General features: G+C 43.6%; 9 protein-coding genes and 1 pseudogene. 7 read left to right on the forward strand and 3 right to left on the reverse strand.

Going from position 1 to position 24,548, the window contains the following annotated elements; all coding sequences use genetic code 11:
• Positions 1–2: 2 nt before the first annotated feature.
• On the forward strand, positions 3–1,061 hold the full coding sequence (locus IEV36_RS05560; protein ID WP_005259190.1) for a fimbrial protein: 1,059 nt from the start codon (positions 3–5) through the stop codon (positions 1,059–1,061).
• Positions 1,062–1,117: 56 nt separating this feature from the next.
• Here the strand turns inward: IEV36_RS05560 and IEV36_RS05565 are convergent, their stop codons facing one another.
• From IEV36_RS05565 to trpS, 3 genes are all read right to left on the reverse strand, one after another.
• Positions 1,118–2,830 carry a flotillin family protein gene (locus IEV36_RS05565; protein WP_005259189.1) on the reverse strand — a complete coding sequence of 571 codons (1,713 nt, stop codon included), beginning with the start codon at positions 2,828–2,830 and terminating at the stop codon, positions 1,118–1,120.
• Between the two features lie 30 nt (positions 2,831–2,860).
• Entirely contained in the window at positions 2,861–3,505 is a 645-nt protein-coding gene (locus IEV36_RS05570) for a YqiJ family protein (RefSeq protein WP_005259188.1), read from the reverse strand.
• 416 nt (positions 3,506–3,921) lie between these two features.
• Entirely contained in the window at positions 3,922–4,935 is a 1,014-nt protein-coding gene (gene trpS, locus IEV36_RS05575; protein ID WP_004775149.1) for a tryptophan--tRNA ligase, read from the reverse strand.
• Positions 4,936–5,100: 165 nt separating this feature from the next.
• Here trpS and IEV36_RS05580 point away from each other — a divergent pair, with 165 nt between their 5' ends.
• The 6 genes and pseudogenes from IEV36_RS05580 (at position 5,101) to IEV36_RS05600 (ending at position 24,539) form a co-directional block, all read left to right on the forward strand.
• Entirely contained in the window at positions 5,101–6,024 is a 924-nt protein-coding gene (locus IEV36_RS05580; RefSeq protein ID WP_004775147.1) for a DUF808 domain-containing protein, read from the forward strand.
• A 37-nt stretch (positions 6,025–6,061) separates the two neighbouring features.
• Positions 6,062–6,955 carry a KPN_02809 family neutral zinc metallopeptidase gene (gene ypfJ, locus IEV36_RS05585; RefSeq protein WP_005259187.1) on the forward strand — a complete coding sequence of 298 codons (894 nt, stop codon included), beginning with the start codon at positions 6,062–6,064 and terminating at the stop codon, positions 6,953–6,955.
• Positions 6,956–7,239: 284 nt separating this feature from the next.
• Complete coding sequence (locus IEV36_RS05590; protein ID WP_005259186.1) at positions 7,240–8,739, forward strand: cation:proton antiporter; 1,500 nt, start codon at positions 7,240–7,242, stop codon at positions 8,737–8,739.
• A gap of 466 nt (positions 8,740–9,205) precedes the next feature.
• Positions 9,206–13,045, forward strand: a pseudogene (locus IEV36_RS18975) (Ig-like domain-containing protein); the annotation flags it as partial.
• Between the two features lie 93 nt (positions 13,046–13,138).
• Positions 13,139–22,759: a beta strand repeat-containing protein gene (locus tag IEV36_RS05595; RefSeq protein WP_444978631.1), complete on the forward strand. Its 9,621-nt coding sequence runs from the start codon at positions 13,139–13,141 to the stop codon at positions 22,757–22,759.
• A gap of 115 nt (positions 22,760–22,874) precedes the next feature.
• Entirely contained in the window at positions 22,875–24,539 is a 1,665-nt protein-coding gene (locus IEV36_RS05600; RefSeq protein ID WP_005259182.1) for a hypothetical protein, read from the forward strand.
• Positions 24,540–24,548 lie beyond the last annotated feature (9 nt).

Consider the following 24,548-nt stretch of genomic DNA (forward strand, 5'->3'; position numbering starts at 1 on the left):
TCATGCTAAAAAAATATGGATTTACGCTCTTATTTACTGTTTTGGGCATTGCTCTGGGACAACATGCTTATGCTACGGATAATGGTGTGTGTACTTCGAATCCAACTCAACCTTTGGCGACCAATACCAGCAGTATTACCAACTCAACTTCAAACTGGACACTTGTTAGCAACTTTGCCACATCGATTGCCGCTTATTCTTTGGTGAATTGTTCAAATAAAATCATGGATAATTTCCCTGACCGAAAAACTACATCTTTCACTACAGTGGGAAGTAACGTCAACTTTGATCAAACGATCACTTATGCAGGTTCGACGTATTACAAAATCGTCAACAGCAGTAGTCCTTACTTTAATCAATATGCTTATGTGACTTTTCAAATACAGGATACCAAGTCTGGAAAGCCCGTTGTTGCTTTAGCCAAGACGGTGAGCTTGTATAACAACGCGACAGGGGAGTCTGCGACCCAAGGCGTTAATATTGTTAATTTGAAGTTTTATTTTACTTCAGGATTGACCGAAAGTACGCCAGCAGTACAGCTTGATTTAGGCAAGGTCACTGTGGATATGACCGAAGGATCGAACCGTTATATCGATAGTCAATCGGGCTTTGTGCAATTAACACTGAATCCAGAAAATACCAAGACTTGTAGCTTAAACAATCCGATTGTGACTTTACCTACGATTGCAACCAGCGCTTTAGCAACAGCAGGTACGGAAGCTGGCGGGAAAACGCCTTTTTCAATCACGGCGACTTGTAGCAATGGCTTAGCCAATACCTTGTTGTACTTTACGATGAGTGATAATGCCAATGTCGCGAATAGCACTAATGTATTGAGCAATAGCAATGCTGCAACCAGTAATGTCGGCATTCGAGTGTATGATGTATCTAATAATTCAGCGATTAACTATGGCACAGAATATTCATTTGGTCGGTTGGGCACAGGATCAAATCCAGCTTTAACTAAAAATTTCTATGCAAAATATTATAAGAAAGATAATGTTGCCGCCGTTGCGGGGAGTGTCAATGCGCAGGCGACCGTCATGGTGAACTACAAATAAAAGTGCAATAAAAAAGAGCCTTACAATGAAGACTCTTTTTTTTATTTATATCGGAGTTATTCTGCTTTTGGTTTATTTAGACTTTGAGTCAAGCCATTAATATCACCACCTTGCAGACCAAGTTCATTCATCAGGCTATCAATTAAAGGTGCTTGTGAACGGTAGCGTAAGGCGCTATTCACCACTTGATCAGACAATGAGGTTGAACCGTTTTCAACGGCTTCACCTGAAGTTGCAGAACCACCAGCAAAGCCATTTAAACCATTAACTTGCAAGATTTTGATGTCATCAATATTTTCCATCGGTTTCACGCTTTCACGGATAATCTCTGGTAAATGCTTCAATAACGCCAAGCGAATCTGCATTTCAACCTGCTCAGCAGAAAGGGTGTTGGCTGCCTCATTGACTGCACGCGCACCTTCTGCATCGACTTGATATTGTTTCTCTAGGGCTTGAGCCAGCAATACTTTCGCATCTGCTTCACCTTTGGCCTTTAAGCGTATTTTCTCAGCGTCAGCTTCTGCTGCAATGCGTACCGCTTCTGCTTCATCGGCAGCGGCTTTTTTACCTGCATCCGCAGCAACGGTAATCGCAATCGCTTCTTTCTCAGCAGTCTGTTTTGCTGCAACCAGTTCAACCGCTTTTTGACGTTCAGCACGTTGAGTTTCGCGGACAGTCACAACTTCTTCCTCTGCTTTTACTGCTTCGGCACGGGCCTTGTCAGCTTGCGCTTTGGCTTCTGATTCAGCACGCGATTTTTCAGCAATGGCAATGGCGCGGTCTTGCTCAGCCAATTCAATAGTTTTCTTCTGTTCAACCTGTGCTTTCTGGATCAATTGTGCTTTTTGAATATTTTCGTTTTCAACATCACGTGCCGAAGCAATCCGTTTAATCTCCACTTCACGCTCAGCAGCAATTTGGGCTTCTTCCGCCTCACGTTTTTTACCTGCTTCTTGAGAGGCGATTTCTGCGGTTTGTTCAGCTTTACGAATCGAGATTTCACGCTCTTGCTGTAACTTTGCATATTCTTCTTCACGTGAAATTTCTAAACGAGCACGTTCAGCTTCAAGATTTTTTGCACGGATCGCCAAGTCAGCATCTTGTTCAATGTCGTTACGCTTTTTACGACGATCTTCAATCGTTTCAGTCAGCTTGGTTAAACCTTCTGCATCGAACGCATTTTGTGGGTTAAAAAATTTAAAGCTGGTTTGATCGAGACCCGTTAAAGAAACGGTTTCAAGCTCCAAGCCGTTCTTGGATAAATCTTCCGAAACCACTTGCTGAACTTTCTGTACGAAATCGACACGCTTTTCATGCAGTTCTTCCATCGCCATTTCAGCGGCAACGGCACGTAGAGAATCGACAAATTTACCTTCAACCAGATCTTTTAACTCTGGTGGAGACATGGTTTTACGACCTAAGGTTTGTGCCGCCGTTGCAATGGATTCTGCAATCGGTTTAACACGCACATAGAATTCTGCCATGACATCGACACGCATACGATCGCGGGTAATCAGGGCTTGATCCGCGGCACGCTTCACTTCCAGACGCAATGTATTCATGTTGACCGGGATAATTTCATGTAAAACAGGCAGCACGATTGCACCCCCATTTAAAATGACTTTTTCACCACCAAAACCAGTACGCACGAAAGAGACTTCTTTGCTTGAGCGCGTATATAGACGAGCGATAACAATACCGATGAAAACCAGTGCCGCAAAAATAACACCTGTAATAATTAGAATTTCAGTCAATGCTGAACTCAACATTTAAACACCCTCATGTAATAAATATAAAAACTAAGAAACAATCGCTTGGAATCCAATTTTGGTTCTTTGCGTTAAAATAACGTCTTGACCTTGATGGAAAACCGTATCAATTTCGGGTTCAACCAAGACGTAATGGGTTTGACCAAATTGATCTTTGACTTTGGCCTGAGCAGGGGAGTTTGGTTTGGCTTCCCCTAAGATAATGTGAGCGGTACGGCCAATCAGATCATCATGCTGAATTGCTGTGGTTTCATCTTTAGGAATAATCTTGGCAATCAGCGCTGCGCTATAACGTACCAATGGCATTGCCAAAAACAGGCTGGCAGGTGCAATGATCCATGCCGATACATATTGTTCTGTAAACTGGAAAAAAAGATCCTGAATAATCAAGCCTGTTAATGCATACAGGGTTAAGAAAATAATTAACCAGATCAGTAAAGGGACTTTGCCTAGATAGAGCCATTCTAAAAGCTGGGTGAACAGATTTTCCGACTGTTCAAGTGAAACATCGGCATGGTCAATATCGGTCAGGCTATCAGGGAGAAACTGTTCCAGAAAACTTGAACTACCACCGAATAACAGCAAGATGAATTCAAGTACACCGATAAATAGACATAACATTAAGGCAATGCTAAAAATAAGATTAGAAGGGTGTGTTAATAGATCCCAGATCATCAGTGTTTCTCTTATTTCTTTTAGAGATAATTAATAAATTTTTTATAAAAATAAAACAGTTATAAGAATAAATCTAACGCGATTGAATTTCAACCTAAATCGTTCACATTCTTGCAGACGAAAAAAAACGCAATGATTGGGGTTGTCATTGCGTTGAACAACGAATCTGTTTAAAACAGTTTCGGTTGAAAGGAGAAATGTCATGAGATTAGTGTTTGCTAATCTACAACGCAATAATATTTAAAATCCCGACTAAGTTCATAGGTATTCATGTTAATAACTGTTAATACATGTTAATAAGTGACAAAAAGTGTTAGTTTTATATTTTATGGGGAAGTTCTAAAATTAAACTTAAATCAAATGCTTATATTAAAAAAAGCCCGAGATCAGGCTTTTTATGTGAAAAATAACATAAATTAGAATTTAAATAATCCTAAGCCATCTTTCACTTCATCTAAGGTCTGTTGAGTGATGATACGGCATTTTTCAGTGCCTTGTTTGAGTACATCCATAATGTAATCAGGATCTTTTTCTAACTCGGCACGACGTTCACGGATTGGCGTGATCAGCTCTTTCAATACGCCTTCCAGACGTTTTTTCACTGTACCGTCACCTAAACCACCACGACGATAATGCGCTTTTAATTCTTCCACTTCTTCTTTATTTGGGTCAAAAGCATCTAAATAGGTAAATACGATGTTGCCTTCAACCTGACCTGGATCTTCAATACGCAAGTGATTTGGATCGGTATACATTGCATTGACGGCTTTCTTGATGTCTTTGTCAGAAGCATTCAGCACGATGGTATTGCCTAATGATTTAGACATTTTTGCTTTACCGTCAAAACCTGGTAAACGCGCCATGTTTGACAAGAGGGCTTTACATTCCGGTAATAGGTCATGACCTATTTGACGATTGACACGGCGAACCACTTCGTTAGTTTGCTCGATCATTGGAATCTGATCTTCGCCCACAGGCACAACAGTTGCTTTAAATGCAGTGATATCTGCCGCTTGCGCAATCGGATAGCATAGGAAGCCCGCTGGAATATCACGCTCAAACCCACGCATCTGGATCTCAGATTTGATGGTTGGGTTACGCTCTAAACGTGCAACAGTCACGTAGTTGAGGTAAAGCATGGTTAATTCATTCAGTGCAGGTAAGCACGATTGCACACAAATTGTGGTTTTGGTTGGATCAATGCCGACTGCCAAATAATCTAGTGCAACTTGAAGAATGTTGTTGCGGACTTTATCTGGATTATCGGCATTGTCTGTCATTGCCTGAGCATCAGCCAATAATAGGTGTTGATGATGACTGTCTTGTAGACCTACACGAGATCGTAATGAACCGACAAAGTGTCCAAGATGAAGTTGTCCAGTTGGACGGTCGCCTGTCAAAATGATTGGACGTTGATCAATATTACTCATGATATGTTCCAAGATTCAGTTATTTCATAGATATAAGATTGATATTATTGTACGAGAAATAAATTTTTTTCGTCAGCGATAATTTTAACTTTTTCTGAAAAATAATATTGTGAATATACTGAGGGAATCTACAATAGCGACATAAATACAAATTAGGAAATAAAAATGGCGAGTGGTTTATTATTATTACTGGATGATATCGCGACGATTCTGGATGACGTTGCTGTAATGAGCAAAATGGCAGCCAAAAAAACTGCGGGTGTATTGGGTGATGACTTGGCGCTGAATGCACAACAGGTCAGTGGTGTGCGTGCAGATCGTGAGTTGCCTGTTGTCTGGAGTGTTGCCAAAGGGTCATTTGTTAATAAGTTAATTCTGGTGCCATTAGCCTTGCTCATCAGTGTGGTTGCGCCGTGGCTCATTAATCCCTTACTGATGATTGGTGGTCTGTTTCTATGTTATGAAGGTGTCGAAAAGGTCGTTCATACCTTGAAGCATAAAAAAGCTAAAACAACAGAAGAGGCAAGTGAAGATTTACAGGAAGTCGAAGTTGATCTGGCGAAATTTGAGAAGGAAAAAGTAAAAGGTGCGATTCGTACCGACTTTATCTTATCTGCTGAAATTGTGGTGATTTCGTTAGGTACAGTTGCAACAGCAGCGTTTACGACTAAAGTGACAGTATTAAGTATTATTGCAATTGTCATGACGGTCGGGGTGTATGGTCTGGTTGCAATGATCGTTAAAATTGACGATTTAGGTTTATATTTAACCCAGCAGGCTTCTGAGTTTAAAAATAAAATAGGACGTGGTTTACTTGGTTTTGCTCCAATCTTGATGAAAACACTTTCAATTGTTGGAACAATTGCCATGTTTTTAGTCGGTGGCGGTATTATTTCGCATACCATTCCATTACTGCATCATTTTACTGAAGAAACAGTTGATCATTTAGAGCTGATTCCAAGTGTAGGTTCAATCATTGGTGCATTGACACCAACATTAATCAATCTTGGAATTGGTCTGGTAGCTGGAGCAATTGTATTGCTTATTGTCAGCTTGATTCAGAAAGTTTGGCCAAAGGCATCAACTTAAACCCGAATCGTCATCATCAAAATTATGTGAGGTCGTTATGCGCTGGAAAGGTCGTCGAGTCAGTACCAATGTTGAAGACCGTCGTGGTGGTGGCGGAGCAAAAGCAGGTGGTATCAGTATATTGGGTCTGGTTGTGGCGTTTGTTGCCTGGAAATTCTTTGGCGTCGATCCGCAACAGGCTTATCAGGCTACGCAAGCCGTGACCGCACAATCTTCTCAGCAAGGTAGTGCGCCGCAAAGCTTAACGGCTGAGCAGAAAGAAGCGAGTGATTTTGTCGGTACGGTGCTGGCAGATACAGAAGATACCTGGACACCGATTTTCCAGCAATTGGGAATGACTTATAAGCCACCTCGTCTGGTACTCTTTAGTGGCGTGGTCAGATCAGGTTGTGGAACCGCACAAGCTGCAATGGGGCCATTTTATTGTCCAGCAGATCAAAAGGTCTATATTGATACTTCTTTCTTTAAAGATATGCGCCAGCAGATGGGCATTTCAGGTGAGCAGAACCAGACAGAGCTTTCCCGTCAGGATCAGGCAGGAGATTTTGCCCAAGCTTATGTGATAGCGCATGAAGTGGGACATCATATCCAGAATCTGTTAGGTATTTCAGATCAGGTACAGCAAGCCCGTGCTCAGGCGAGCCAAGCGCAGGGCAATCAACTTTCTGTGCGTCTGGAATTACAAGCTGACTGTTTTGCGGGTATCTGGGCGCATCAAAATCAGCAGCGTACTCAATTCCTTGAGCAAGGGGATATTGAAGAGGCGATGGATGCGGCAGAAAAAATTGGTGATGACTATCTACAGCGCCGTGCAACAGGACAGGTTGTGCCTGATAGTTTTACTCATGGTACCAGTGAGCAGCGCATGCAGTGGTTCAAGATTGGTTTAAAATCAGGTGATGTCAACCAATGCAACACTTTTCAGTCATAAGCATGGATGTTTTTTGTCCTTGATTTTTATACGGAAGATATACGAAGCCTAAGAAGAATTAACGTAAAATAACATGTCTATGCTGAATTGAGGATGATTGGTTTATTACTGCATCTAAATCACTTGTGTATAAAAAATAAATAATTGGTGAGTAAAACTGCAGCATAGACCTTTCTTCTTTATTCAATTGCAAATACAAAGAACTTTTAAACTTCATGTTTCATTGAGTTTTAAAGTTTAAATAAATGATATGTGTTGAAAATTGAAATAAATAAAGAGGTTATATGGGTAATTTTTTTCTTTTACAAGCATTAACGGTAATTTTTGCATTATCCATTGCCACGACCATTTTTAATAAGCGAATACTTGGGTTTCCTCAAGCGATTGGTGTTCCTATTGTTTCAGCAATTTTTGTCTTTATTTTACAGTGGGGTGCAAGTCTATTAAATGGTAATCAGTTTATTACCATTAATATTCATAATATTGAAGCAGCTGTAAGAAATATTGATTTTTATGATTTTTTAATTAATGGTGTTATCTGCTTTATTTTAACCTCTTCCGCACTCAAATTTAAAATTTCAGATTTAAGAAATTACTGGAAACCTATTGGTATTTTAGCCACCATTGCACTGGTGTTATGTGCAGGATTTTATGCAGGTTTATTGTATTTATTTCAATGGTTGGTTGGCTATCCAGTCCCGATTGGCGTTTTATTGTTATTAGGCGCAGCACTTGGGGCGACAGATCCAATTGGGGTTAAAGGGGTACTTAGTTCAATTAGAGCACCACACCATCTCATGGTAAAGCTGGAAGGTGAGTCTTTATTTAATGATGCCATGTGTATTGCATTATTTATGACGCTATTAAAAGTTTTGCAAGGTGAACATTTTTCCTTACTGGCAACTGTTGAAACCTTACTTTATGAAATCTTTGTGGCGGTGATTATCGGTTTTGGATTCGGTTTTGCAATCTTGCGTTTATTACGCGGTAAACATGAGATGGAATCGTTAATCCTAACCACAGCCTTGCTTGCCAGTGGTTCTTATCTGGTTGCGCTATTTGCCCATGCGTCAGCGCCAATTGCCTGTGTTATTGGTGGTCTGATTGTCGGTAATAAATGGCAAGAAATTCGTGAACAGCGTGAAATACGTGAGGTAAATCACTTCTGGCATACAGTTGAAGGGATTATTAACTCTTTCCTATTCACATTAATTGGTTTAGAGCTGTTTATTCTTGATCTTAGCGCTAACTTGATTATTGGCGGGATTATTGCCTTTATTATCCTGCATCTTTCTCGTTTTGCTGCCAACTTTGCTGCTTTTGCTTTATTCCCATCGTTCAGGAATAAAAGCTATAACGGCAGTTTGGCGATTCTATCTTGGGGAGGGGTGCGTGGTGGTATTTCACTTGCCTTGATCCTTGCTGTTGCAAACATTCCTGAGCTGAGCCAGTACAGTAGTATTCTGATTGGTTATACCTTTATTAGTGTATTGCTGTCTGGTGTGGTGTGTGGGCTCGGTTTGCCTGCAGTGATGAATGCTTTCTACTACAATCCAAATGAAGAGAAGGATGGTTTAAAAGGCTTCTATCAACGCATGTGTAACAAGATGAACCGTCGTGGCTTTAAATATATTATTGGTGAGGATGCTTTAGGGCGAGAAACGATTACCATCTATAACCCTGAGATTCTATTGGATCAGAAAACCGATGATGGGGTGGCTACAATGCATCATCCAAGTAAACGAGAAGAAGTTAAACGCTTAGAAAATCCTGATAACTTTTAATTGTATATTTTTTTCATTTGTTCAAAAAAGCCTTTTTATTTTATAAGGCTTTTTTGTTTTTAAATTAACAATATCATTAAATGGTGTGTTTAATTTAATTAAAGTATTGGGAATGGTTTTTATTTTAATTTAAATAATATATTTAAAAAGTTTGTTTAATTTAATTAAAATACTTTTTAGGAACTCATTATTTCTTTGTAAATTTATTTGTTTAAAAGTGTAACTTTTTTATTTTGTAAAGTAATTTTTATTTTTTTTGTTGTTGTAAAACATAATGTTGTGTAAGTGTCATAAATTATTTCAATGTAAGTTTATTTTCTTTGTTTTGTGAGCTATTTAACATTTATTCGGTTTGATTTAAAGTAATGTCGTGAACTCTATCACTTGAAAAAATAATTTTAACTTCAGTAATAACGTAATTAGAAATTGATTTGAAATTAATAATATATAATTGAGGAATATAATCATGTCTGAAATACAAATTATTTCCAAGGAAAGCCATAAAACCCTTGCAAATACGACGGGAAAAACAGCGTCCTTACCATCTGAGGCCACAGTCGTTTTGGTGAAAATACCAGTAAACGACATCTCAGCAGTAAAAAGAGATGGTTCTAATGCCGTTATTTTACTGAAAAATGGCGAGCAGATTGTTATTCAAAACTTCTTTAATGAAGGAGCGAATTTAGATAATAGCCTTGTTTTTCAGGGCGAAGATGGTCAACTCATTTGGGCACGTTTCAAAGATGCTGAAAATGACGCGGATGCAGATAGTGACGCGGATGCAGATGCAGATGCTGACACTGAAGGGGCTGTATACTTAGAAGAGACTCCAGCTGTTGTGCCAGAGGCTGCTCCAGAAGTTCCAGTTTCAGATGTTGTCTATCAGCCGATTCAATCTGTAGAACCTTTGCTTTACCATGATGGTGGAATGAATCCATGGTTATGGGCTGTTCCTTTAGTCGCTGGCGGTATCATTGCGGCAGCAAGCGGAGGCAGCGATGGTCATGGGCGTGATAATGATGGGAATAATAATCCAGACACCACACCTCCAGATACGAGTGCAGTTAAATTTAATGTAGATCCAGTCACAGCGGATAATGTTCTTAATGCAGCAGAATCAACTTCGACCGTCAAAGTTACAGGTACATTAACTGGTATTCCAGCCGATGCGGCAAGCACGGTTGTGACACTCGTTATTAATGGTAAGACTTATACTGCAACTGTAGATCCAGCAACAGGTAAATGGACTGCTGATGTAGCAGGTAGTGATTTACTGGCTGACAGTGATAAAACTATCGATGCAACAGCAACTTTTAAAGATGCGGCTGGGAACAGCAGTACGGTGACGGATACTCAAAGCTATACCGTTGATGTGACCGCACCAGATGCACCTGAAATTGATCCAATCAATGGTACTGATCCAATTACAGGTACAGCAGAGCCAGGTTCGACGGTCACAGTCACTTTCCCGGATGGCAGCACCGTTCAGGTTCCTACCGATCCAACCACAGGCGAATGGACTGTACCTAACCCAGGCGGTTTAAAAGATGGCGATACCATCAAAGTTATTGCCACAGACCCAGCAGGTAACCCATCAGCACCTGGTACGGAAACAGTTGTTATTGACAAAACACCTCCAGATACGGATGGAGTTCAATTTAATATAGATCCAGTCACAGCGGATAATGTTCTTAATGCTGCAGAATCAACTTCGACCGTCAAAGTTACAGGTACATTAACTGGTATTCCAGTCGATGCTGCGAGCACGGTTGTGACACTTGTGATTAATGGTGTGACTTACACAGCGACTGTCGATGCAGCCACAGGAAAATGGACTGCTGATGTTGCAGGTAGTGATTTAAAGGCTGACAGTGATACAACTATTGATGCAACAGTGACCTTTAAAGATGCTGCAGGTAATAGCAGCACAGTCACCGATACCCAAAGCTATACTGTTGACGTGACTGCACCAGCGGTGCCAGAAATTGATCCAATCAATGGTACTGACCCAATTACTGGTACTGCAGAACCAGGTTCAACGGTCACAGTCACTTTCCCTGACGGGTCAACTGTTGAGGTTGATACAGATCCAACTACAGGTGAATGGACAGTACAAAATCCAGGCGGTTTAAAAGATGGTGATACAGTTACAGCAATTGCCACAGACCCAGCGGGTAACCCATCTGCACCAGGTTCAGAAACTGTAGACCTCACTCCACCGAATACGGATAATGTTGAATTTAGCGTTGATCCAGTCACAGCAGATAATGTTCTTAATGCAGCAGAATCGACTTCGACTGTCACAATTACAGGTAAATTAACAGGTGTACCAGCTGATGCAGCGAGCACGGTTGTGACACTTGTGATCAATGGTGTGACTTATACAGCGACTGTCGATGCCGCAACAGGTAACTGGACTGCTGATGTTGCAGGTAGTGATTTAAAGGCTGACAGTGATACAACTATTGATGCAACAGTGACCTTTAAAGATGCGGCTGGGAACAGTAGCACAGTCACCGATACCCAAAGTTATACTGTTGACGTGACTGCGCCAGCGGTGCCAGAAATTGATCCGATCAACGGCACTGACCCAATTAAGGGTACAGCAGAACCAGGTTCAACGGTCACAGTCACTTTCCCTGATGGTAGCACCGTTCAGGTTCCTACTGACCCAACCACAGGTGAATGGACAGTAGAAAACCCAGGCGGTTTAAAAGATGGCGATACAGTTACAGCAATTGCCACAGACCCAGCGGGTAACCCATCTGCACCAGGTTCAGAAACTGTAGATCTCAATCCACCGAATACGGATAATGTTGAATTTAGCGTTGATCCAGTCACAGCAGATAATGTTCTTAATGCAGCAGAATCGACTTCGACTGTCACAATTACAGGTAAATTAACAGGTGTACCAGCCGATGCAGCGAGCACGGTTGTGACACTTGTGATCAATGGTGTGACTTATACAGCGACTGTCGATGCCGCAACAGGTAACTGGACTGCTGATGTTGCAGGTAGTGATTTAAAGGCTGACAGTGATACAACTATTGATGCAACAGTGACCTTTAAAGATGCTGCAGGTAATAGCAGCACAGTCACCGATACGCAAAGCTATACTGTTGACGTGACTGCACCAGCGGTGCCAGAAATTGATCCGATCAACGGCACTGACCCAATTAAGGGTACAGCAGAACCAGGTTCGACGGTGACTGTAACATTCCCGGATGGTAGCACTGTTCAGGTTCCTACTGACCCAACTACAGGTGAGTGGACAGTAGAAAATCCAGGCGGTTTAAAAGATGGCGATACAGTTACAGCAATTGCCACAGACCCAGCGGGTAACCCATCTGCACCAGGTTCGGAAACTGTAGATACAACTCCACCAAATAACAGCACGACTACAATTACAATTGACCCAATTGCGGGTGACAATGTTGTGGATTCAACAGAGGCAGGTGCTAATCAGGTCATCAGTGGTAAAGTCACAGGGGAGTATCGTGTTGGTGATGTAGTCACTGTTAATGTGAATGGCATCAACATTACGACAACTGTTCAGACGGGTGGTTTATGGAGTATCACAGTTGCCGGTGGTCAGTTGGTTCTTGATGCTGATAAAACCATTAATGTGACTATTCAGGCAACAGATGCAGCAGGTAATGTAGGTAATGTAACTGCTGATGCAACATATACTGTCGATATCACCACACCTGTTGTTGTCATCAATCCAATTGCAGGTGATAACGTTCTGAATGCAGCAGAAGCTGGTGTCAATCAAACCATCAGTGGTTCAGTGGTTGGTAGCTTTACTGCTGGAGATCAGGTTACTGTCAATGTCAATGGCGCAGACTACACCACTACTCTAGATAACAACGGAAACTGGAGTATTGAGGTTACTGGCGCTGAGCTTACATTGGACGCAGATAAAACCATTAATGTAACTGTAAATGTAACAGGCGTTGGTACTGTTACTGCAGATCATACTTATACGGTTGATACAACAGCACCTGACAACAGTACAACAACGATTACGATTAATCCTGTTGCTGGTGACAATATTCTGGACTCAACAGAAGCTGGTACAGATCAAACGATTAGTGGTAGCGTAACAGGCGAATATAAAGTTGGTGATGTCGTTATTGTCAATGTCAATGGCGTAGATATCACTACAACAGTTCAGACTGGTGGTGTATGGAGTATTACAGTCGACGGTGGTCAACTGGCGCTTGATGCAGATAAAACCATTAATGTAACTATTCAGGCAACAGATGCCGCAGGTAACGTTGGTAATGTTACAGCAGACCTTACTTACACCGTAGATATCACCACACCAGTTGTAGTGATTAACCCGATTGCTGGGGATAATNCTGTGGATGCAGCAACGGGTAACTGGACTGCAGATGTGGCAGGTAGTGACTTACTTGCAGATACCGATGCGACCATCGATGCGACAGCAACCTTCACCGATGCCGCAGGCAACAGCAGCACAGTGACCGACACACAAACTTATACAGTCGATACCACTGGCCCAGACAACAGCACCACCACGATTACCATTAACCCGATTGCAGGCGATGGCATTGTTGATTCAAGCGAAGCAGCAACAGACCAGACCATTAGTGGTACGGTTACTGGTGAATACACCGTGGGTGATGTGGTCACAGTTAATGTCAATGGCGTGGACATCACCACGACGGTACAAACTGGTGGCTTATGGAGCGTTACAGTTGATGGCGGACAGTTAGTACTTGATGCAGACAGCACCATCAATGTCAGCATTACGGCAACAGATGCCGCAGGTAACGTTGGTAATGTTACAGCAGACCTTACTTACACCGTAGATATCACCACACCAGTTGTAGTGATTAACCCGATTGCTGGGGATAATGTCGTCAATGCAGCTGAAGCTGGCGTCGATCAAACCATCAGTGGTTCAGTAGTTGGAAGCTTTACTGTCGGAGATAAAGTCACTGTCAATGTTAATGGCACAGATTACACGACTACCTTACAAACAGGTGGTGTTTGGAGTGTGACTGTTCCAGGTAGTGAATTAACAGCAGATACGGACAGTAAAATCAATGTAACAGTTGAAGTTACTGGTGTTGGACCAATCGATGCTGATCAAAGCTATACAGTAGATACGGATGCACCAGATACGACAGGTTCGGTATTAAGCATTAATGACGTAACTGCCGATAATGTATTGAATGCAGCAGAATCAGCAAGCACTGTGACCATCACAGGTACTTTAACGAATATCCCAGCCGATGCAGCAACGACTGTTGTCACTTTATTGATTAATGGTGTGACTTACACCGCGACTGTCGATGTAGCAACTGGTAACTGGACAGCAGATGTCGCAGGTAGTGATTTAGTTGCTGATGGTGACAAGACTATTGATGCGACTGCAACCTTCACCGATGCAGCAGGTAACAACAGCACAGTCACCGATACACAAACTTATACTGTCGATACCACAGCACCAGATAATACTGGTGCTGCCTTAACGATTGATGATGTGACTGCAGACAACGTGTTGAATGCCGCAGAATCAACTGGCACTGTGACCGTGACAGGTACCTTAACTGGTATCCCTGCAGATGCAGCAACCACGGTGGTGACACTCGTTATTAATGGTGTGACTTATACCGCAACTGTCGATGCAGCGACTGGTAACTGGACTGCAGATGTGGCAGGTAGTGACTTGCTTGCAGATGGTGACAAGACCATTGATGCGACAGCCACTTTCACCGATGCAGCAGGCAACAGCAGCACCGTGACCGACACACAAACTTATACTGTCGATACCACAGCACCAGACAATACAGGTGCAACCTTAACGATTGATGATGTGACTGCAGACAACGTGTTGAATGCCGCAGAATCAACGGGCACAGTGACCGTGACAGGTACCTTAACCGGTATTCCTGCAGATGCAGCAACCACGGTTGTTACACTGCTTATCAATGGTGTGACCTACACAGCAACTGTTGATGCAGCGACAGGTAACTGGACTGCAGATGTGGCAGGTAGTGACTTACTTGCAGATACCGATGCAACCATCGATGCGACAGCAACCTTCACCGATGCCGCAGGTAACAGCAGCACAGTGACTGATACTCAGGTCTATACAGTCGATACCACTGGCCCAGACAACAGTACCACTACGATTACCATTAACCCGATTGCAGGCGATGGCATTGTTGATTCAAGCGAAGCAGCAACAGACCAGACCATTAGCGGTACGGTCACTGGTGAATACAGCGTGGGTGATGTGGTCACAGTTAATGTCAATGGCGTGGACATCACCACGACCGTACAAACTGGCGGCTTATGGAGCGTTACAGTTGATGGCGGACAGTTAGTCCTTGATGCAGACAGCACCATCAATGTCAGCATTACGGCCACAGATGCCGCAGGTAACACCGGTACTGTGACAGCAGATGCCAGCTACACCGTGGATATCACCACACCAGTGGTGGTGTTTGATCCAGTTGCAGGCGATGACATCGNGGTTGATGGCGGACAGTTAGTCCTTGATGCAGACAGCACCATCAATGTCAGCATTACGGCAACAGATGCCGCAGGTAACACCGGTACTGTGACAGCAGATGCCAGCTACACCGTGGATATCACCACACCAGTGGTGGTGTTTGATCCAGTTGCAGGCGATGACATCGTCAATGCCGCAGAAGCAGGCGTAGACCAAACCATCAGTGGTGCGGTTGTAGGCGGCTTCACTGCAGGTGATGCAGTGACAGTTGTGGTCAATGGCAACAATTACAACACGACGGTACAGGCGGATGGTACATGGAGCGTGACTGTTCCAGGTAGCGAGTTGACCGCAGATGCAGACAGCACTATTGAAGTGACTGTTGATGTAACGGGTACAGGACCGATCAGTGCAGATCACAACTATGTTGTAGATACCACTGCACCAGATACCACGGGTACCACACTGACTGTTGCACCAGTCACCACGGACAACACACTCAATGCTGCAGAATCAACGGGCACAGTGACTGTGACAGGTACCTTAACCGGTATTCCTGCAGATGCAGCAACCACGGTGGTGACACTGCTTATCAATGGTGTGACATACACTGCAACTGTTGATGCAGCGACAGGTAACTGGACTGCAGATGTAGCAGGTAGTGACTTACTTGCAGATCCAGATGCGACCATCGATGCGACAGCCACCTTCACCGATGCAGCAGGCAACAGCAGCACAGTGACTGATACACAAACTTATACGGTGGATGTGACTGCACCAGCAGCGCCAGAGATTGATCCGGTCAATGGTACCGATCCAATCACCGGTACTGCAGAACCAGGTTCAACCGTAACTGTGACCTTCCCGGATGGCACAACCGTTGATGTGGTGACTGATCCAACCACAGGCGAATGGACTGTACCAAACCCAGGTGGCTTGGTGGATGGTGATACCATCACGGCAATTGCCACCGATCCTGCAGGCAACCCGTCTGTACCAGGTACAGAAACAGTGGATCTCACTCCACCAAATCCAGCAGGTGCGACCTTAACGATTGATGATGTGACTGCAGACAACGTGTTGAATGCCGCAGAATCAACGGGCACAGTGACTGTGACAGGTACCTTAACCGGTATCCCGGCAGATGCAGCAACCACGGTGGTGACACTGCTTATCAATGGTGTGACATACACTGCAACTGTTGATGCAGCGACAGGTAACTGGACTGCAGATGTAGCAGGTAGTGACTTACTTGCAGATCCAGATGCGACCATCGATGCGACAGCCACCTTCACCGATGCAGCAGGCAACAGCAGCACAGTGACTGATACACAAACTTATACGGTGGATGTGACTGCACCAGCAGCGCCAGAGATTGATCCGGTCAATGGTACCGATCCAATCACGGGTACCGCAGAACCAGGTTCAACGGTGACTGTAACCTTCCCGGATGGCACAACAGTTGATGTAGTGACTGATCCAGTGACAGGCGAATGGAGCGTACCAAACCCAGGTGGCTTGGTGGATGGTGATACCATCACGGCAATTGCGACTGACCCTGCAGGTAACCCGTCTGTACCAGGTACAGAAACAGTGGATCTCACTCCACCAAATCCAGCAGGTGCAACCTTAACGATTGATGATGTGACTGCAGACAACGTGTTGAATGCCGCAGAATCAACTGGCACAGTGACTGTAACAGGTACCTTAACCGGAATCCCTGCAGATGCAGCAACCACGGTGGTGACACTGCTTATCAATGGCGTGACGTACACTGCAACTGTTGATGCAGCAGCGGGTACATGGACTGCAGATGTAGCGGGCAGTGATTTGCTGGCTGACAATGACAAGACTATCGCAGCCACAGCAACCTTCACGGATGCGGTAGGTAACAGCAGTAACATCACCGATACTCAAGTCTATACAGTGGATATTACGCCACCAGATAGTTCTACAACGACGGTCACAATTGATCCGATTACAGGAGACAATATTGTTGATTCAACTGAAGCTGGAGTGAACCAAACCATTAGTGGTACGGTCACTGGAGAGTTTACGGTTGGTGATGCAGTCATCGTCAATGTAAATGGTGTGGATATCAGCACTACAGTTCAAGCGGGCGGTCTATGGAGTATCTCTGTAGCTGGTGCGGAGCTGGTTGCCGATGCTGATAAAGTGATTAATGTCACTGTTAAGGCGACAGATGCAGCAGGTAACGTGGGTGATGTGACAAGCGATGTTACTTATACTGTGAATACAGGTACCTTAATCGCTTACGATAACATTGGACATGCTGTCCTTAGCCCACAACCAGCATTGGTTCAAGATGATGTGAGCTTGGGTAGTACTTCATATCTATTGTTAACCTCATTGGCAGGTATTGATCTTCAACTTGGTGGTAACTCACTTGGCTTTGAGGTAGATCCAGGCCATGAAGGTACTGTGACCTTCCAATACAGTGGCTTAATTGATGCTGCATTGTTGTCCGACTATAAATTAGTTGTACAAAAATTTAATACGACAACGAATCAATGGGAATCTATCCACGGCGATAGCGATGCTTCATTGCTTAGCCTGCACTTACTTGGTCTTGGCATTGGAAATGTTCCAGGTGTCGTACTCGAAGGTTTGGAAGCGGGACAATACCGTGGCTTCTTGACTTACGATGGCTTATTAGGTGTTGGTGTACTGGGTACCTTGTCTGCGACGATGGATGATTATGATCTATCGATCCCTGGCGGATATGAAGTCGGCAATGCAGAAGGTAACGTGATCCTTGATCCAGATCCAACAGGACAAGTCGATCAAATTACATCGACAACGATCGTATCTTCTGTGAATGGCCATGCAATTGATGCCGATGGCGAAAGCTTCGATGGTTTATATGGAACGATTACCTTCCATCAAGATGGTAGTTATACCTATGTTCCGTTCGCGAATGGTTCAGGTGTCGGTCAAACAGATCAATTCACCTATACCTTAACCGATCCGGTCACAGGTGCGACGACAGAAGCAAATCTGAATATTGTGTTCGATTCAATCCGTGCTGCGGACAACTTGGTTGAAGTGGAAATCAATCCACAATATCAATTGGTGGGCACAGAAACAGATTCGGCATTCTATGGCATCTTGTTGAATGTCGGAAATCTGGTCGACTTGCAATTGTTGACTGTGGATACCGTTGATTTCAATGTCGCTGCTGGACAAGAAGGTGTTGCAACATTTAGCTTCAACAGCCTGATTGGTGCATCGGCACTCGGTAACTACAATGTCGTATTGCAAAAATACAATGAAGTGACTGGTCAATGGGAAGCGGTGAATGGTACAGGTGACCGTTCATTATTGAATCTGACCTTATTAGGTACGACACCAACCGCGCAAATTGCTGGCTTGACTGAAGGCGAATATCGAGCATTCTTGTCCTTCAACGGTCTGCTTGGTGGTGCAGTCGGTGTGACCTTGAATGGTGAGGTGGATCTCTACAACCCTGCGGTGATCACTGGATACGATGTTGTTGCAGCACATGGTAACTTGATCTCTGATCCGAATACCAATGGTGCGATTGATATCGCAACGCCGAACAGCGTGATTAGTGAAATTAATGGCGTTGCTATCACTGGCTCTCCAACTACAGTGGCAGGTGATCACGGTACTTTAGTGATCTATCCAAATGGCGACTATACCTATACACCAAATCCTGACAGTGCTGGTTTAGGACAGGTAGATGAGTTTACTTATACCTTACGAGATCCAGCATCAGGTACGACTTCACAAGCGACCTTCTATGTTCACCTCGATAGTAAAGTTGTCGATATGAACTGGAACCCAGCGGATCCTTCAGAACCTGCAACAGTAACGATTATTGCAGCTGATGATGCAGTGAATGCTGGAATTAGCGCACAACCGCATCTTATTGAAGATGATCGTGCACTGGGCAGCGCAACTTACCTTGCATTGCTATCGTTGGCGGGTATCAACCTACAAGCACCTTTACCATTTGTGAACAGCACAGTGAACTTCAATGTGGCTGCGGGTGAGCAAGGTACAGCAACATTCAAATATAGCAGTCTGATTAATGAAGGTGCATTGGGCGATTACCAACTTGTCGTACAGAAATTCAATACCGTAACGAATCGTTGGGAATCGATTACGGGTAGCAGTGAAGCATCTTTACTTAACCTTAGTGTGTTAGGTATCGGCTTGAATGCAACTCCAGGAGTGGTTCTTGAAGGTCTGGAAGAAGGACAATATCGTGCCTTCATGACCTATAACGGCCTATATGGTAAGAGTATCCTCGGCACATTGACAGGTACCATGGATGTCTTTGATCCAACACAAGTGGATTACACAGGTGTTGCGACAGAAGGCAACGTGATTACTGGTCTAGGTGTGGGCACCAATGCCGACTCAGTCACAGGCTACACAGTTGTGGGTTCTGTAACGTTCAATGGTGTAACAACCACAGTTGATCTCACCAATGGTGCAACCATTGTCGGTCAATACGGAACACTGCAAATATTTGCAAATGGCGATTATATCTATACACCGAATAATACCAATGCAAATCTAGGTCTGGTGGATCACTTCACTTATACCTTGTCAGATCCATTGGGCGGCAACTCGTCAAGTGCAAGTCTGGACTTCACGATTGGCAACAGTACGCCAGTGATTGCGGTAGATGACCTTGCAGTTGCCGAGATTAATCCGGAATATCTGCAAATTGGTAATGATGTTGCGGTAGGCAGCTACTTATATCTAGCCTTAGTAAGCTTAACTGAGAATTTTGACTTCCAGTTGGGTGGACAAGGTGTCGGCTTTACCTTGACTGACAACACCTTAAATGATGTGACGTTCAATTACAGTGCATTAATCGATGCAAGCTTGCTTGCTGACTATGTACTCGTGGTTCAGAAATTTGATACTGCGACAAATCAATGGGTAGCTGTACATGGTACAGGCGATGCTGATTTACTGAGCCTTGCAGCCTTTGGTGGTAATTCAATCACATTAGATGGTTTAGGTGCAGGTCAGTACAGAGCCTTTATGACCTATGCGGGTAGCGGTGTTGGTGTTAGCTTGCTGGGTACGCTTTCTGTTCAGAAAGATGTATTTGATGCAACCAACATTACGGGTTACAGCGTAGAAGCTGCGGAAGGTAATGTGATCCATGACATTGGTCTCAATGGACATGCAGATACAGCCTCTGGCTTCAGTAGCATCACCAGCGTTGAATTCAATGGTGTTGCACATGCCGTGAATGCGACGGGTGTCACAACGATTGTCGGTGACTACGGTACATTGTCGATTTACGCAAATGGTAATTACAGCTATCAACCAACTGCCAATGCAAGTGGTGTGGGCCAAGTCGATCAATTTACCTATACCTTGACGGATGGTGTGAATTCATCGCAAGCCACCTTGTACTTCCATATTGATAGTGATGCTGTCGATATGACTTGGAATCCAACGGATCCTTCACAACCAGCTGATATCGTGGCTACACCTGTAGATGCGATTGATGATGTGGTGTCTGCGGGTATTGATGTTGTTCCACAAGGTCAGTTGGGTGTTGCAGTCGGTTCAGCAAGTTATCTGTTACTGGTTGGATTGTCTGAGAACCTCAACCTCTCATTACTGGGTACACCGAGTGTGAAATTTAATATTGCAGCTGGACACGGCGCGGATGTGACATTCTCTTACGCACCAACAGTTTCACTGTCTTTATTCAACGACTACAAGGTGGTTCTGCAAGAAAAAGCAGCAGACGGTACTTGGCATAACATTGATGGTGGTTCAAGCACTGGATTGCTTAACATCGGTCTGTTAGGTAGTGGTGGTATTGGTGTAACAGTACCTGATCTAGGTCAGGGCGAATACCGTGCCTTCATGGTCTACACTGGTGTGGGCGTTGGTATCTTGGGTACCATGAGTGTAGTGAAAGATGACTTCGACTATACCGTTGCACCGACCAATACAGCGATTGAGGCTGAAGGCAATGTGTTAACAGGTGATTCAATTACCTTGACCACACAGGTTTCAACAGTGACTTCAGAAGTTGCTGGTGCACCAACTGAAACGATTGGAACCAATACAACAATCGTTGGGGCTTACGGTACGCTGGTGATCTCTGCCAACGGTTCGTATACCTATACACCGAATACCACTGATTTGAGTGCGGTGGGCAAAGTCGATACATTTACCTATACCATCCGTGATGTTCTGACGGGCGCGACGGATACAGCGCAATTGCATATTCAGGTGGGTTCACCTGATGCAACTGTGGTTTGGGATACAGCCAACCCGGGCAATGATGGTGTTGTTGAGTTTGCTGCAAATGCAGATACTGCAACTGCAACAACAGACTTCTCGAATGCTAGAGATGCAGCAGTTGATGTAGATAGTCCTAATATTACGGTCAATCTCATCGGTTCGACTTCTGTGACTTCGAATAGCTTTACAGTAGCGGCTGGAACAGTAGCCAATATTGATCTTGCTGCAGTCTATACTGCTCAGCCACTTGCGAGCTTGTTGCCAACGGTCAGCTATGTGATTCAACGTAGTACAGATGGCGGTTTGACATGGACCAATACCATCTATACGGGTTCACAAACTGCATTGGGTAGTCTGGCAACGATTCAGGCGGGCAGTGTAGCCTTCCAGGATAATGTCGATTATCTGGCAGCGGGTCTGTATCGAGTTCAATACACTTTACAAGGCATATCTCTAGGCGCAACCACCTTAGATACAAGTGTCACTACAACAGCGATTCATTTGGATCAATACAGCTCTGAATGGATCAATGGTAACGTGTTACTCGGAGATGATATTGGTGGGGTTGCGGATACAGGACTTCCAACACATGAGGGCTACAAACTTCAGGTGTGGGATAGTGTTGCTGGATCATATGTAGATGCTGTTGGACAAAGCATTAATACAGGTAACGGTATCTTGATCATGCAGGCCAATGGTGCGTATGAATACCGTCCAAATGATGTCAATGTGACCACACATTTAACATCTGCGGATAGTATTGATTACAAGATCATTTCTGCAACAGGTACTGAGTCGATCTCAACCTTGAATATTGACTTGACTCATTCTGATTACAACCTGCTTTATACCAGTACAGCTGCAAACGATACCTTCACGACTGGTACAGGATCAGATACCCTGATCTTCCAAATCCTGAATGGTAGTGCTGCATCTGCTGGTAATGGTGCAAATACAGGCGGTAATGGTGTTGATCACTGGACAGACTTTGTTGTTGGCAACACCAATACAGGTGCGGCGAATTACAATGATCAGGCGGACAAGATCGATATCCAGCATCTGTTGGATGGGGATCAAAATGCGCTTAATATTAGTGAATACCTACGCGTAACTACAAGTGGCGGTAATACAACGATTGAAATCGATCGTAATGGTGACCCTGGTATTCTTGGTAGCAGTACTTATACACCATTGTTAGTACTTGAAGGTGTAACAACAGATCTGAATACACTGTTAAATAACAACCAGATCATTTACTAATCCTAAAGCTTTAGCATAAAAAGAGAACCTTCGGGTTCTCTTTTTCATTTTGAGAAGATCATAAAAATTTGTGCTATCTTGTTTAAAACGCTTAAAAATTCTAACAACTGCATCTATGACGATTACGACGATTTCAGCACTTGAACAACTCAAAAACCAACTCAGCGCTTACTTTGAAAAGGTTCAGCAACATTTGGGTTTAACCGACACGGTTATTTTCTTGTCTTATGGTGAAAGAACACAACGTTGCCACGTCTGGAATACATCTTTGACCGAGTTTCAATATACGCAACAGGAGCTGTTTACCTTTCTTGATCAAGAATTGCAGGCACAGGGACAACTGGCAGAATTTTTAAAATTCGATCTGGCCTATAACATCCAGTCAGAATACTGGCAGAAAATCGAGCAAGACTTAAAATGCCAATTTCATAATAATCATTATCGCAAAGGCATCAGTTTTGATCAGGATTTCCAGATCTGTTTTTTGGAACAGGAGCTTTATGGTAAGGCGATTATCCGTGGCTTGAGCTATGACACGCCCAACTTTTTTGATCAAGATAATCTGGATGCCAGTATTTCAAAGAAATATCCGCATCAAGCGCATCCAGTCCAGTTCAATCAAATCCAGCAGGTCTGGAGCTTCGATAGCCATGCCGTATTTTATGAAAATGGTCAATTATTACCCTTGCACAGCCAATTCACTGAAAATGGTGTCCGCTATTTAACTGAGTCCAAAAAACAGCATTTCACGCAGATGATTGAGGGTAACGCCCAGTTTCTTGAACAGCAGATTCAGGCGGATGGACGTTTTATCTATGGTTTTTTCCCCGCCTATGACCGTGAAATCCGTAGCTATAATACAGTGCGGCACTGTACTTCGACTTATGCCTTGATTGAGACGCTGACCCTACATTCACAACAGCAAAGAATCGCAAAAATCCAAACAGCCATTGAATATGCCTTAAAACATTTTTATATCGAAAAGCAAAATGATCTGGCCTATATGCGAGATGGTGCAGATCTAAACCAACTGAATGAAATCAAACTGGGTGCCAATGCCGCTGCGATTTTAATGTTGAGTAAATATCAGGAAATAACAGGGAATGATCAGTATCTGAGATATGCCCAAGCTTTGGCCAATGGCATTTTGTCGATGGTGAATGCAGCAGGGGAAACCGTGCATGTTCTTCATTATCCTGACTATAGTGTAAAAGAGCAGTTCCGCATTATTTATTATGATGGTGAAGCGGCTTTGGCCTTGTTACGTCTGTATCAGCTACAGGCCGATGAAAAGCTGTTGAACACAGTCAAGCGTATGTTCGAGCGTTTTATCGAACAAAAGTATGATAGTTATCATGACCATTGGCTAAGTTACTGTACCAATGAGCTCACCAAAATTTGTCCAGAAGAAAAATATTTTCAATTTGGTATCAATAATTACCTCAGGCATCTGGTGTTTATCCGCAATCGTAAAACAGCTTATGCCACTTTGCTGGAAATGATGATGGCGGCTTATCAAATGCTATGTCGGATTCGGGATTTGGGTTTGCATGAGCTAATTGTAAAAGCACAGTTTGAGGATTTAAAAAAACTGATCGAATTTCGTAGTGATTTTCAGCGCACAGGGTTTTTCTATCCTGAAGTGGCCATGTATATGGCATGTCCTGAGAAGTGCCTCAATGCCTTTTATGTCCGGCATGACCGCTTCCGTGTCCGTATTGATGATCAGGAACATAATCTTTCTGGTTATGTGGCCTATGTTCAGCATTTCGAAAACTGAATTATTGAG

It is taken from the genome of Acinetobacter vivianii (assembly GCF_014635885.1).
Taxonomy (GTDB): Bacteria; Pseudomonadota; Gammaproteobacteria; order Pseudomonadales; family Moraxellaceae; genus Acinetobacter; species Acinetobacter vivianii.

Coding starts and splice junctions, on each gene's coding strand:
- IEV36_RS05570 (WP_005259188.1), bottom strand. CDS start 3,505: ATGATCTGGGATCTATTAACACACCCTTCTAATCTTATTTTTAGCATT.
- trpS (WP_004775149.1), bottom strand. CDS start 4,935: ATGAGTAATATTGATCAACGTCCAATCATTTTGACAGGCGACCGTCCA.
- IEV36_RS05580 (WP_004775147.1), top strand. CDS start 5,101: ATGGCGAGTGGTTTATTATTATTACTGGATGATATCGCGACGATTCTG.
- IEV36_RS05590 (WP_005259186.1), top strand. CDS start 7,240: ATGGGTAATTTTTTTCTTTTACAAGCATTAACGGTAATTTTTGCATTA.
- IEV36_RS05565 (WP_005259189.1), bottom strand. CDS start 2,830: ATGTTGAGTTCAGCATTGACTGAAATTCTAATTATTACAGGTGTTATT.
- ypfJ (WP_005259187.1), top strand. CDS start 6,062: ATGCGCTGGAAAGGTCGTCGAGTCAGTACCAATGTTGAAGACCGTCGT.
- IEV36_RS05600 (WP_005259182.1), top strand. CDS start 22,875: ATGACGATTACGACGATTTCAGCACTTGAACAACTCAAAAACCAACTC.
- IEV36_RS05560 (WP_005259190.1), top strand. CDS start 3: ATGCTAAAAAAATATGGATTTACGCTCTTATTTACTGTTTTGGGCATT.